Here is a 13,485-nt window from a genome sequence, read left to right on the forward strand (position 1 = left end):
GACACGGTGATGCCGGCAATCGTCCCGATGTCCTTCCAGCTGGCCGGCGCGACGCAACCGGCGCGTCAGTGCGCGAGACGCGTGTCGTCGCTGCCGTCGTTGCGCATCGTCAGGTAAACGAGCCGCAGCGTGATGACGAAGCGGAACGCGTCCGGCACGCCGTTCCATTGCTTCGACATCCACATCCCGAACCATTCGCCGCCGACCGACATGAACGCGACCTGCCACGTGAGGAAGCCGGGCGTCAGGCCGGCGATCGCGTATGCCGTGGCCGCGCGGAACACCGCATCGCCGGCGCGCCGCGCTCGCAGCAACCGGATCCCGCCGATCCAGCACAGCATGGCCGTCAGTGTTTCCATCGAGATGGTGCCGATGTAGCCGGCGTGATGGATCCACGTCGTGCCGATCGCGCGATACATGATCCCGTTGCCGGGGAAGGTGGTATCCATCGGGAACACGTGGTGCACGAACGCGAAATTCGTCGCGTAGCCGGTGATGTTGCCGAATGCGACGGGCGATGCGAAAAAAGCCATGGCAAGCACCGCGGTTGTCTTGGAAAGGCGAACCATCATCATGGACTCCGAAATTAATGGGCGGACAAAAGCGCGACCGCGCGGCAATGAACCGGCGTTCGGGGGTGATACCTGCGCAAGCGTGTCCGGTGGATTTGCGTGCGTGTGCACGGCAGCGCGGAGATCGGGACTGGAAAACCTGAAGCCGGTGCGGCGTCGAGGAGACGCACGCGCCGTGTTGGATCGAGTGCCCGCGCCGGGAGGGCGCGGCGGTTGTCGGTCGAACCGCAGGCGTCGTCAAGCCGGGGGCAGCGCTTGCGGGTCGCGACGCAATGCAACGCAATGCAGCAAACGAGCCCGCATGCCGGTTCGGCGGCATTGCACCCGCAACGGCCGGCCGCATTACGTCATTCCCTTATTGCGAAAAAAATTTTGTTCATGGGACTATCGAACGCGCCAGCCGCGCACCGAGGGGGTCGCAGGCCGCGTGATGTCCATCGCAACGACCAAGAACATCCATAGACAATGAACAGAACAGCGATTTTTCCGTATGCGTCCGTGTTGCTCACGGCCGCCCTGCTGACGGCATGCGGCGGCGACGTCGAGAACGACGCGGGCCGCACGACGACGCCTTCAACCGATGCGAGCTGTCTCGCGGTCGACAACAGCGGCGCGACGGTCGTGGTGGGCTCGAACCAGCCGGGCGATCCGTCGCTGCCGGAAGCGTCGTCAGGTTATCGCACCGGCATGAAGCCCGTCTATGCGAAGACCTATCTGGTGGCCACGTCGAACGCCTACGCGAGCGCGGCCGGCTGCGCGGTGCTGAAGAAAGGCGGCACGGCCGCCGATGCGGCGGTCGCCGTGCAGGCCGTGCTCGGCCTGACGGTGCCCGAGGCGACGGGCCTCGGGTCGGGCGGCGTGCTGCTCTACTACGATGCGCGCGGCAAGACGCTGCAGGCATACGACGGCCGCGAAACCGCGCCGGCTGCCGCGACGGAGAACTACCTGCGCTACGTCGACGATGCGACCGACCATTCGGTGCCGCTGCCGAACGCGCGCGCGAGCGGCCGCTCGATCGGCACGATCGGCGTGCCGCGGCTCATCGAGACGCTGCAGCAGGATCACGGCCGCTTGCCGTGGCAGAACCTGTTCGGCGACGCGATCACGCTCGCGACCAACGGCTTCCCGATCGGCGGCCGGCTCGCCGACGCGATCGCTGCAAACGCCGCGAACCTGAAGCGTGACCCCGAGGCCGCCGCGTATTTCCTGAACGCCGACGGTTCGCCGAAGACGCTCGGCACCGTACTGAAGAATCCCGCCTACGCGCACACGCTGACGCTGATGGCGCAGTCGGGCGCGAATGCGCTGTACACGGGGCAGATCGCGCAGGACATCGTCGCGAAGATCGCGGTGACGAAGGGCGCGGACGGCTCGACGCTCACGCCGGGCAAGACGACCGTCGCGGATCTGGCCGCGTATCAGGCGAAGCGCCGCGAACCCGTGTGCACGACCTATCGCAGCTACTGGGTCTGCGGGATGCCGCCGCCGTCGTCGGGCGGTATCGCGGTCGCATCGGCGCTCGGCATTCTCGAGAATTACGACCTGAAGTCGCTGAAGCCGACGGCGATCGATCTCGAAGGCGGCAAGCCGACCGTCGCGGGCGTGCACCTCGTCACCGAGGCCGAACGGCTCGCGTATGCCGACCGCGACAAGTACGTGGCCGATACGGATTTCGTGCCGCTGCCGGGCGGTACGTGGGACACGCTGCTGAACAAGCCGTACCTGAAATCGCGCGCGGCGCTGATCGACACGACCAAGAGCATGGGCACGGCGCAGCCCGGCAATTTCGGTGCGGTGCCGCTCGGCGTCGACACGACGCTGATCGAACACGGCACGAACCAGTTCACGATCGTCGACGGCGACGGCAACGTGCTGAGCGCGACGACGACGGTCGAGTCGAGCATGGGCTCGTTCCACATGACCAACGGCTTCCTGCTGAACAACCAGTTGACCGACTTTTCGGCGAACCCGGTCGACAGCGCGGGCAATCCGGTGGCCAACCGCCTGCAGCCGGGCAAGCGGCCGCGCAGCTCGATGGCGCCGACAATCGTGTTCGGGCAGGCCGCAAACGGCTCGCGCGGCGATTTCGTGATGGCAACCGGTTCGCCGGGCGGCGGCACGATTCCGCAGTACGTGGTCAAGACGCTCGTCGGCGCGCTCGACTGGGGGCTCGATGCGCAGCAGTCCGCGGGGCTCGTCGATTTCGGCGCGAGCAACAGCCCGACGACCACGATCGGCGGCGAGCATCCGAACGTCAACGCGGCGAATAACGGTGCGAACGATCCGCTGATCACGGGGCTGCTCGCGCTTGGGCACAAGGTGTCGACGTCCGCGCAGGCGAGCGGCGTCAACACGGTGATGCGCGTGACGGTCGGTCTGTCGCCCGCGTTGCAGGGCGGCACCGATCCGCGGCGCGAAGGCGTTGTACTCGGCGATACGTTTCGGCCGTAACCGGGTGGAACGCACGCGGCCCCGATCTGCCAGTCGGCGCTCGGGGCCGTGCATCGTGAAGGAGCCGCGATGACGAACGCGCATCTGCTTGAAATGGACGCAATCCTGGCGGCGCCGGGCTTTTTCGATTTCCTCGGAGATCTGGATTGCGGCCGCGCGCTGGACAGTCGCGATGCCGAGCCGTTCGATGCGCGATGGATGGCGGCGTTCGACGAAATCGACGGCGCTCCGGGAGGGGCGATCGACCGGCAGGCAGTGGATGCGCTGCGGGAAAAGGCGTTCAAGCTGGCCTTCGGCGCATCGGGAAGCGCCGCCGTGGCGGCGTGCGTATCCGCCGACATCGACCTGATCGCGAGGAGCCGGTTGTCGGGCCGTACCGACGGCTGGCCGATACGTATCCTTTGGGATGCTTATAAAAACGGCCGGTTTCCCTGCTAGGTGTTTCGCCTGCCCGGTTTCCCGATGCGTGACGATCGCGCGCCCCGCCATCGCGGAGTGACCCGCGCCGCACGTTTCCGGGTTCGCTCCCGTCCCCCGGGCGAGTACCCATTCCTTCCCATTCCATCCCGCCACAAGCCCCGATTGTCAAACAGTGTGAGTCAATCGTCAGCATTTGCAACGGAAGTAACAGTCCCCGCAATTCGATCGTTTTGCGCGTCGGCGCCGCTACATTAGCTCCACCTGCCGCACGTCGCGGCAAGGCATGCGACAAGCCGCACGGACGCGGCCCGCAGCAACAACGTCTTTTGGGAGAATGACCATGAACAAGATTCGTACGATTCTGCTGGGTGCTGCACTGACGGCGATGGCGACTTCGGCTGCATTCGCACAGACGGCCCAGACCGGCGCGCAGGGTTCCGCAGGCGTCGGCGCGCAGGTTCAGACGCCGCTGCTCGGCGGCGGCGTGGGCGTGCAGGCTGGCGCCGGCGCGAACGCGGCAGGCTCGGGTTCGGGCGCGGGCGACGTCGTTGGCGGCGCGCTGAACGGCGTCGGCAAGACGGTCGGCGGCGTGGGCTCGGCAGCCGGCAATGCGGTGGGCGGCGCGACGCAGGCGGTCGGTTCGGCGGCCGGCACGGCGAAGGATGCGGCGACCTCGGCCGTCCACTCGACGAAGTCGCACGTGAAGCACGTCGCAGGCTCGGCGAAGAGCCATGCGCAAGGCGCGATGTCGACGGCAGGCGACGTCGCGGGCGGCGCGAAGGCGAAGGCCGGCGAAGCGCTCGAAGGCGCGACGAACCCGGTGCAGGGCGGCGCATCGGTCGGCTTGAAGGGTTCGGCGTCGGCGCAAGGCGGCGCGCTGTAAGCAGCACGCATCCCGTCACGGCCCGGCCCGCTTCGATGCGGGCCGGGCCGTTTTTTTATCGGCGCGCGCCGCGCGTCGTTCAGCGCATTCTCGATACAGTGATGCATCGGCGTACACCGCGAATCCGGCGGCGCGATGTGCACGGACGCCTTGCCCGATGCCCTCGGCCCGGGCTGCAGCGGGCGCTGCGCGCGGCCCCTGCCCATTGCCCGTTCGCCATGCTTAAATAGCGGGGCTCCCGGTTGCCGGGCCGCCGCGATGGCAGCGTCGGCCGGCACGGGCAAGCATGTCCGATCGACATCGTGACGACAGACGACACGAAAGTACCGTTCCGGCCAGCCCGGCGCGGTCCGATAACATTCCGAGGCATCACGTCATGACCATCCTGTTCCGTCTTCTCGCGCTTGCCTGCGCGCTCTGGCTGGCCGCCTGTGCAGCGCCGCCGCCGCCGTCCGCCAGCACCGGCGCGTTGGCCGCCGCGCCGGACGCCAGCGAACGCCGCGGGCTTGGCACCGCGTGGGGCGAGTCGGTGCGATCCGAAACCCGCAATGTCGACTTCGAACGCGCGGATCCGGCGAAGCCGACGGATCTCGCGTCGGTCTACTACAACGATGCGCTGCCCGGACATCCTCCCGCCTCGCAGGTTCGCCGGCTGCCGACTCGCGTCGCGCTCGCGAACGGCGACATCGCACTGTCGTTTACGGACGAAAAAGGCGCGCCGCTGCGTCTTGCGCGCAGCAACGGCCGCTGGCACATGGCGGGCGTCGAGGGCTCGCGCTACATGATCGTGCTGCGCAACCAGGGGCGCCGCACGTTCGAAATCGTGTCGACGGTCGACGGGCTCGACGTGCTGTCGGGGCGGCCGGGCAGCTATACGAACGGCGGCTACGTGCTGTATCCGGGCCGCACGCTGACGATCGAGGGCTTCCGCAAGAGCCGCGACGAAGTCGCCGCGTTCCGCTTTGCGGCGGTACCCGACAGCTATGTCGCGAACTCGAAGTACGGCGATGCCGCGAACGTCGGCGTGATCGGTGTCGCGCTGTTCGCGCAGAAGGAGAACGAAGAGGAAGCGCTGCGCCGCAACGCGAATCCGTTCCCCGGCAACGACAACGGTTTTGCACCGCCGCCCGTACCGCGCGGCGAGTGACGGCAGGTAGCCGGGCGCCCGCGTGCGTCGCGACGCACGCGGGGCAATCCTGCGCGTTTCCCGCTGCCCGTTCGACGCTACCTCGACTCCGTTTCACTCGAACCGGATCCGGAGCGCAATCGCCGTATCTGGCGATCGCGTGGCGCGACGCACCGGCCGGCATCGACATTCGCTGGGAATATCTCGCGCACGGCGGCGCAACGCATCGCGTCTATCGTTTCGTGAACGGTACATTTGCCGAGGGCGAGGTTCCGCGGTAACACGGTCGCGCTGCGGCACAATGGCCGTTCGAATTCGCATCGCGTGCTTCCCCGCCATCCGGACCGACGGAGAATCCCATGTCGTTACCCGCTTTCAGGTACCATCCCGACCCGCTTGCAACGGGCAGCGTGATCCCGTCCGGCGCACGCTGCGTGTGCTGCGGCGACGCGCGCGGCTACGTGTACGCCGGCCCTGTGTATGCAGTTGACGAGTACGAGCAAAGCATCTGCCCGTGGTGCATCGCCGACGGCTCGGCGCACGCGCGGCTCGATGCAAGCTTTAGACACGGACGGCATCGGCGGCGGCGAATGGGACGAGGTGCCCGAAGCGGTCGTCGACGAGATCGCGTATCGCACGCCGGGCTTCCAGGGCTGGCAGCAGGAACGATGGTGGACGCATTGCGGCGATGGCGCGCAGTTCATCGGCCGCGCGGGCGCCGACGAACTGACGGCGCTCGGCCCGCAGGCCGTCGAAGCGATCCGCGCCTCGACCGGGCTCGACGAGGGTGCCGGCTGGGAACGCTTTTTCGCCGCGCTCGACAAGGACGGCTCGCCGACCGCTTATGTGTTTCGCTGCATTCGTTGCGGCGAGCTTGGCGGCTACCAGGATTGCGATTGACCGGCGGGCCCGTGCAAGCGGCGTCGCCCCTTCGCCATGAAACAGAGGAATCTTCGTGAAGTTCATCCACGCGGCAGACATTCACCTTGACAGCCCGTTGCACGGCCTGAGCGCGTATCCCGACGCGCCGGCCGCGCAGTTGCGCAACGCGTCGCGCGAGGCGCTGCGGCAACTCGTGGATCGTGCGATCGAAGAGGAAGTCGCGTTCCTCGTCATCGCCGGCGACCTGTACGACGGCGACTGGAAGGATCACAACACGGGCATCTTCTTCGGCCAGCAGATGGGGCGCCTGCGCAAGGCCGGCATTCGTGCGTTCGTCCTCGGCGGCAACCACGATGCCGAAAGCGAGATGACGAAGAAGCTGACGCTGCCCGACAACGTCACCGTGTTCGGCCACCGCAAGCCGGAAACCCACACGCTGCCGGAATTCGACGTCGCGCTGCACGGGCAGAGCTTCAAGGACAAGGCCGTCGTCGACAATCTCGCGATCGGCTATCCGGACCCGGTGCCCGGGTACTACAACCTCGGCGTGCTGCACACGGCGCTCGAAGGCTACGCGGCCCATGCGAACTATGCGCCGTGCACGCTGGCCGAACTGCACGCGAAAGGCTACGACTACTGGGCGCTCGGGCACGTGCACGAATTCCAGCAATGGTCGGGGCCGTCCACCGTCGTGTTTCCCGGCAACCTGCAGGGGCGCCATATCCGCGAGACGGGCCGTCGCGGCGCGGTGCTCGTGACGGTCGAGCAAGGCCGCACGCAGGTCGAGCGCCTGTATCTCGACGTGCTGCGCTGGGAAGCCGTATCGGTCGATGCGTCCGATTGCTTCTCGGTCGCCGATCTGTCGAGAAAGATCGGCCAGTCGCTGGAAGCATTGCTGACCGTCGACGGCCACGTGCCGCGCGCGGTGCGCGTGACGGTCACGGGGCGCACGCCCGCGCACGGCCTCTTTTTCGGCCGCGCGCCGCAGTTGCGCGCCGAGGTGCTGAACCAGATCGGCATCATCGGCAACGAGCGGCTGTGGCTCGAGAAGGTCCGGCTCGCGACGTCCGCGGCCGATCAGCAGCCGGGCGAGAGCGAGCAGCTTGAAGCGCTGGAGGACCTGAAGCAGATCCTGGCCGACGCCGCGCACGATCCGGATTTCCTCGCGCTGCTCGAACGCGACCTGAAGCCGTTCGTCGGCAAGGTGCGCAGCGACGTGAAGGAGGACGTGCCGTTGTTGACGATGACGCGCGCGGGTGACCTCACGGCGCTGGTCGAGCAAGTCGGGCCCGCGCTGCTCGCGCGGCTGGCGAGGGGGGAGTAAGCGATGCGCATCAGCCAGCTCGATCTGATCAAGTACGGCAAGTTCACCGACGAGACGCTGCGCTTCCCGTCGGCCGGCGAGGATTTCCATATGATCGTGGGGCCGAACGAGGCCGGCAAGTCGACGATCCGCACGGCCGTGTCGGAGTTGCTGTTCGGGATGAAGCTGCAGACGCCGCTCGATTTCCTGCACAGCACGCCCGAACTGCGGATCGGCGGCGTGCTGGAGAACGGCTCGGGCGAACTCGCGTTTCACCGCGCGCGTGGCCGCAGTCCGTTGCGCACGCCCGCCGACGACAAGCTGCCCGACGACTACCTGGCCGCCATCCTCGACGGCGCGACGCGCGAATTCTTCGAGCAGATGTTCGGGCTCGATCACGGGCGGCTGGTCGACGGCGGCCGGAGCATTCTCGACGCATCCGACAAGCTCGGCCAGGTGCTGTTCGAATCGGCCGCCGGGGTCGGCAGTCTCGGGCCGGTGCGCGAGGAGCTCGATGCGCGTTCTGTCGAGCTCTGGGCGCCGCGCCGTAGCGGCAGCGCGTTTGCGCTCGCCGAAACGTCGTTCAACGAAGCCGTGACCGAACTGAAGACGGTCCAGGTGCGCACGCGCGACTGGGTCGATCGCAAGGACGCGCGCGAAGCGGTCGAACAGCAGATCGAGCAGGCGCGCGCGGAACAGCGCCGGCTTGAAGCGCTGCGCTCGAAGCTCGAACGCGTGCGGCGGCTGGCGCCATACCTGAAGGAGCTGACGGTCAAGGACGCCGCGCTGGCCGAACTAGGCATGGTCGTCGAGTTGCCGCCCACCGCGTATGCGGATCTGTTGAAGGCGCAGGGCGATCTCGCGGCCGAGCAGAAAGTGCTCGAGGAGCGGCGTGCCGACCTGCTCGCGAAACGGCAGGCGCGCGATGCGATCGACGCGGACGCCGATACGCTGGCGCTCGAAGCCGATATCGAAGCGCTCGAGCGGCTGCGCGGCGCCTGCATGAATCACGCGCAGGATCTGCTGCTGCTCGGCGCGGACGTCGAGCGGCACCTGTCCGCCGCGTTCTCGGCGGCCGCCCAGCTCGACTGGCCGACGGACGAAGCGGCGCTGCGCGCGTCGCTGCCGACGGCGCTGTCGCTGAAGACCGTCGCGAACCTGCTGCGCGAACACGGCGCGCTGCACCAGGCGCTCGCCGGCGCACGCGAGTCGCTCGACGAACGCACGCGTGAGCTTGCGCAGGCACGGGAACAACAGGCACGCGTGTCGACCGTCGACGTGCCGGAAGCGCTGCGCGCGGCGCTGGCCGATGCACAAGGCTTTCGCAACAGCGGCCAGCGCGAGCAGGCGCTGGAACGTGAAATCGCTGCGGCCGAACGCACGCTGTCCGGCGCGCTCGATACGCTCGGCCAATGGCGCATGCCGGTCGAGACGCTGCGTGCGCTCGACGTGCCGTCGGCGGCGCGGCTCGGCGCGCTGCTCAAGGAAGACAGCGAACGCACGAGCGCGGCGGCCGCCGCGCGTGACGCGCGTGACGGCGCGCTCGAAGAACTCGAGCGGCTTGAGCTGCAGGAGAAGCATTTCGCGGAGAACCACAAGGTCGTCACGACCGCCGACGTGCTGGCGGCGCGCGCGCGGCGCGACGGCGCATGGGGCGACATCCGCAGTGGCGCCGTCGATCTGGAAACGGGTGCCCCGGCGGTCGACGACGCGATTCGCCTTGCCGACGAACTCGTCGATGCGCAGCTTGGCGCCACGCAGGCGGCGGCGACGCTGCAATCGCTGCGTCAGCAGGTCGAATCCGCGCGTGCCGGCGTGACGCGCAGGCAGGCCGCGTCGGACGAGCGTGAACGCGAGCTGGCCGCGCATCGCGACGCATGGGCCGCGCTTGCGACGACGGCCGCGGTGCCCGGCATGCCGCTGGCGGCGATGGGCGACTGGCTCGCGAAGCGCGACACGGTGTTCGCCGCGCAGGCCGATCTCGACCGCCTGCGCCGCGAATTCGACACGATTCGTGCCGCGCGGGCCGGCGCCGAAGCCGCGCTGCGTGCGGCGCTGCTGACGGTATCGCGAGGCGGCGAGTCGGACGGGCTGGCCACGCTCGTCGCGGTCGCCGAGACTTTCGTCCAGTCGGCCGAGAAAGCGGCCGCACAGAAGGACAGCCTCGACGATCGCGCGCGGGAAGCCGAACGCGGCTGCGCGACGGCGCAGTCCCGGGTCGGCCATGCACAGACGGCCTACGATGCGTGGCAAGCACAATGGCGTGACGCGCTGGCCGACGCGAAACTGTCCGCGAGCGCGACGACGCTGGCCGCGGCCGAAGGTGCGCTCGGGCTCGCGAATGCGGTGACGGCCGAACTGGCCGATGCCGATGCGCCGCGCAACCGGATCGCCGCGATCCGCGCGGAGCTGGCCGCGCTCGAGGCCGGTGCGCGGCGACTTGCCGAAGCGCTCGCCCCGGAATGGGTGACGAGCGGCGACTGGCCGGACATTGCGCGCCGGCTGACGATGCGCCTCGCGGCCGCCAGGGAAATCGCGCGTGCGATCGGTCGTGCCGACGAGGCCGTGCGGCAGGCCGACGGCAAGGTTGCGGATGCGGCTGCCGCGGTGGCGGGCGCCGATGCGCGCATCCAGCCGCTGCTTCAACTGGCCGGCGTCGCGTCGATCGACGCGGCGCTGCCGCTGGCCGAACGCTCGGATCGCCGGCGCCAGCTTCGGCAGGCGGTCGATGCCGCGCACGAGGCACTGGTGCGCGATGGCGACGGTCTTTCCCGGTCCGCCGTCGAGGCCGAAGTCGCGGAGCAGGACATTGTCGACGTGCCGGCGCACCTCGAAGCGGTGAAGCAGTCGCTCGGCGATGTCGGCAGGCGGCTGAACGAGCTTTCGCAGCAACAGGTCGTGGCCGACCAGGCGTTCGGCGCGATCGACGGCCAGGCGAACGCGGCCGTCGCCGAGTCGAAGCGGCAGGAAGCGCTGGCGGCGATGGGCGACGCAGCCGAACAGTATCTGGAGGCGGCCACGGCGAGCCGGTTGCTGAAGTGGGCGACGGATCGCTATCGCGACCAGAAGCAGGGGCCGATGCTCAGGCGGGCGGGCGAGATCTTCGCCGGGCTCACGCTGGGTGAATTCGCGAAGCTGACCGTCGATACCGAACGGACGCCGCCCGCGCTGTATGCACGGCGGACGAAGGGAGCATCGGTCGAGGTCGCCGGGTTGAGCGAAGGGACGCGCGACCAGCTGTTCCTCGCGCTGCGGATCGCGGCGCTGGAGTTGCAGCTCGGCAGCCGGACCGCGCTGCCGTTCGTGGCCGACGACCTGTTCATCAACTTCGATGACGCGCGCGCGAAGGCCGGGCTCGATGCGCTGCGCGACCTGTCGACGCGAACCCAGGTGCTGTTTCTGACGCACCACGACCACCTGTTGCCGCTTGTGAGGGACGTATTCGGCGCGCGGGTCAACGTGGTCGAGTTGCAGCGCGGGCCGGTCGGCGCGTGATGCGAGGCGCGCCGGGATGCCGGCGCACGGGAAGGGTCATCGGGTACAGGTAGTATGTGCGGTTCCGAAACGCACGCGGCCGGTTCTGCCGGTCGCGGGACTGGCCACACGAGGGGGGAATATGAAAAAACTGGTAGCCGCCATCGCGTTCGCGGCGGACAAGCATCGCAATCAGCGGCGCAAGGACGAAGACGCATCGCCGTACATCAATCATCCGATCGCACTCGCCGACGTGCTGGCCAACGAGGCTGGCGTCGAGGACGAGCGCGTGATCGTCGCGGCCGTGCTGCACGACACGGTCGAGGATACGGAGACGACCGAGCAGGAGTTGTTGCGGCTGTTCGGCAAGGACGTGGCGGACATCGTGATGGAAGTCACCGACGACAAGTCGTTGCCGAAGGACGAGCGCAAGCGTCTGCAGGTCGAGCATGCGGCCACCATCAGCCGGCGCGCGAAGCTCGTGAAGCTGGCCGACAAGATCTGCAACCTGCGCGACATCGCGCGGCATCCGCCCGCGGACTGGCCGCTCGAGCGCAAGCAGGCGTACTTCGACTGGGCGAAGTCGGTCGTCGATCCGATGCGCGGCGTGCATCCCGGTCTCGAGGCGATCTTCGACACCGCGTACGGCGCACGGCCGGCGGACTGAGCCCGCATGCGATCGGCCCGAGCCGTCGGATCCGCTGCGCGGCAATCGCCGGCCGTGGCGGGTGTCGATGTGGGCGGCGACAGGAAGCAATGCGATCTCGTGATCCTGCGCGGGTCGGCGGTTGTCTGCCGCGAAGCGCGGGTCGCACCCGAGGCCGTGCCCGCGCTGTGTCTCGCTCATGACGTCGTGGCCGTCGGCGTCGACGCACCGAGCCTGTGGTGGACGGGGGGCGGGCGCCGGGCGGCCGAACAGGCGCTCGCGCGCGAACGGATCTCGTGCTTTCCGACGCCGTCGCGGGAGCAGGCCGTGGCGAGCACATCGGGCTTCTTCGACTGGATGTTCATGGGGGAGCGCGTCTACCGTGCGCTCGAGGACACTTACCCGTTGCTGACCGGAGCGCGCTATGCGGGCGGGCGCACGAGCTTCGAAACCTATCCTTATGCGATTACCTGCGCGATGCTGGGCAAGGCCGTTGCGTCGGCGAAGCAGAAGCGCAACCAGCGCCGGCAGCTGCTGGAGAGAGTGGGGGTCGACGTGTCGACGCTGCGCTCCGTCGATGCGCGAGACGCGACCCTTTGCGCGTTGACGGCGCAATACGTGATCGACGGGAACGCGCACGCGTATGGCGATGCGGAGGGCGGATATATCCGTGTGCCGATCGTCAGCGAGACGATTGTCCTTGACCCGCTGTAGTTGCGACGCGTGGCCCCCGGGCGGGCGGCGCGTCGCAGGATGGTCGTCAGGATAGGGTGAGCTTTTGCGGGAGGCGTGCGGTCGATCTGACGACGAAGATGTCGGTAGCGCCGGCCAGCCGGCAAGCATCGGGATTGCCCGCGCACACGACATGAAGCTGGTGCACCGCGCGATCCCGAACGGCGCTGCTCAATCCTCGAGGATGGCTTTCGGCACGCTGGACAGATCGCAGGCTTGCGCGTGCTCGAAGTAGCCTTGCGCGTCGTCGATCATCACGACGGCGACGTCGATCAACTCGTCTAGCCGTTGCAGCAGCGATTCACGCCACTCGATGTCTTCGTCGCGCTCGGGCGTCTTGTCCAGTTGCTCGATGATCGAGTCGGCCGTCTGCAGGAACGGAATCGCCTGCTGATAGTTTTCGATCGAGACCATCGCCGCGTTGCGCGCACCGACGAGCCGCTCGCGGTGCTCGTCCGCCAGTTCGGATTCGCCGCTGATCCGCGGCAGCAAGTCCGAGATGCGTTGCAGAAGCGGCGGGACCCGGTCTTCCAGCAGGATGGCGCGCTCGCGCAGCGCTGCATATTCGTCGCGAAGATCGGTGTCGCCGGGTTGAGTCGTGCTGTCCATCGTCAATATGAGTGCGTGGTTCGGTCGCGGCATGATACTCGACAGCGCCAGGTTCCTTGTCCGCTCCGCGCCCTCCTGTAGAGGAGGAAGGAGAAGTCTTCTTCATATGTATAGAAGGCGGCTCGCGTTGCGATGCATGGCCTGTCGAGCCCAAAGCCTCCGTGCGCGCCAGCGCACGGAGGCTTTTTCAAAATATTTTCACAAAGAGGCTTGCGCGAACGGCGGGGGCTGCATAGAATCACGCCTCTTTCGCGCTAACGGAAACGCGGCGCGGAAGGGGAAGCGGAGCTGGCGGTGTGCTGCGGTCTGGAGCACGCTACTGGCAAAGGAAGATGGGCCCCGCAGTCGCAACGATGTCGTGTAAAAAGTTGTTGACGAGCTGCGAAA

At 68.0% G+C, this 13,485-nt stretch carries 11 protein-coding genes and 1 pseudogene; 10 read left to right on the top strand and 2 right to left on the bottom strand.

Features of this window, described 5'->3' with window-relative positions; all coding sequences use genetic code 11:
• Positions 1-65: 65 nt before the first annotated feature.
• Positions 66-572, bottom strand: a complete 507-nt coding sequence (locus BFF94_RS29790; protein WP_128850798.1) for a DUF2165 family protein — start codon at positions 570-572, stop codon at positions 66-68.
• Between the two features lie 465 nt (positions 573-1,037).
• Here BFF94_RS29790 and BFF94_RS29795 point away from each other — a divergent pair, with 465 nt between their 5' ends.
• The 10 genes and pseudogenes from BFF94_RS29795 (at position 1,038) to BFF94_RS29835 (ending at position 12,471) form a co-directional block, all read left to right on the top strand.
• Entirely contained in the window at positions 1,038-3,023 is a 1,986-nt protein-coding gene (locus tag BFF94_RS29795; protein ID WP_128850795.1) for a gamma-glutamyltransferase family protein, read from the top strand.
• Between the two features lie 69 nt (positions 3,024-3,092).
• Positions 3,093-3,461, top strand: coding sequence for an immunity protein PIM1 family protein (locus BFF94_RS29800; protein ID WP_128850792.1), 369 nt, complete (start codon positions 3,093-3,095; stop codon positions 3,459-3,461).
• Positions 3,462-3,783: 322 nt separating this feature from the next.
• Positions 3,784-4,326 (top strand): hypothetical protein, encoded by a 543-nt coding sequence (locus tag BFF94_RS29805; RefSeq protein ID WP_219140146.1) that lies wholly within the window; start codon positions 3,784-3,786, stop codon positions 4,324-4,326.
• A 376-nt stretch (positions 4,327-4,702) separates the two neighbouring features.
• Positions 4,703-5,473: a hypothetical protein gene (locus BFF94_RS29810; RefSeq protein ID WP_128850790.1), complete on the top strand. Its 771-nt coding sequence runs from the start codon at positions 4,703-4,705 to the stop codon at positions 5,471-5,473.
• 338 nt (positions 5,474-5,811) lie between these two features.
• A pseudogene (locus BFF94_RS38500) lies at positions 5,812-5,961 on the top strand (CbrC family protein); the annotation flags it as partial.
• 43 nt (positions 5,962-6,004) lie between these two features.
• The gene (locus BFF94_RS38035) at positions 6,005-6,352 is read left to right on the top strand and encodes a CbrC family protein (RefSeq protein ID WP_201260492.1); all 348 of its coding nucleotides are present in this window, start codon (positions 6,005-6,007) and stop codon (positions 6,350-6,352) included.
• 55 nt (positions 6,353-6,407) lie between these two features.
• The gene (locus BFF94_RS29820) at positions 6,408-7,658 is read left to right on the top strand and encodes a metallophosphoesterase family protein (protein ID WP_128850787.1); all 1,251 of its coding nucleotides are present in this window, start codon (positions 6,408-6,410) and stop codon (positions 7,656-7,658) included.
• A 3-nt stretch (positions 7,659-7,661) separates the two neighbouring features.
• Complete coding sequence (locus BFF94_RS29825; protein WP_219140147.1) at positions 7,662-11,132, top strand: ATP-binding protein; 3,471 nt, start codon at positions 7,662-7,664, stop codon at positions 11,130-11,132.
• A gap of 121 nt (positions 11,133-11,253) precedes the next feature.
• Positions 11,254-11,778 carry an HD domain-containing protein gene (locus BFF94_RS29830; protein ID WP_128850784.1) on the top strand — a complete coding sequence of 175 codons (525 nt, stop codon included), beginning with the start codon at positions 11,254-11,256 and terminating at the stop codon, positions 11,776-11,778.
• 6 nt (positions 11,779-11,784) lie between these two features.
• Entirely contained in the window at positions 11,785-12,471 is a 687-nt protein-coding gene (locus BFF94_RS29835; protein ID WP_128850781.1) for a DUF429 domain-containing protein, read from the top strand.
• Positions 12,472-12,660: 189 nt separating this feature from the next.
• Here the strand turns inward: BFF94_RS29835 and BFF94_RS29840 are convergent, their stop codons facing one another.
• Positions 12,661-13,131: an ATPase gene (locus BFF94_RS29840; RefSeq protein ID WP_128850779.1), complete on the bottom strand. Its 471-nt coding sequence runs from the start codon at positions 13,129-13,131 to the stop codon at positions 12,661-12,663.
• Positions 13,132-13,485: the final 354 nt, after the last annotated feature.

This window comes from Burkholderia catarinensis, assembly GCF_001883705.2.
GTDB lineage: Bacteria > Pseudomonadota > Gammaproteobacteria > Burkholderiales > Burkholderiaceae > Burkholderia > Burkholderia catarinensis.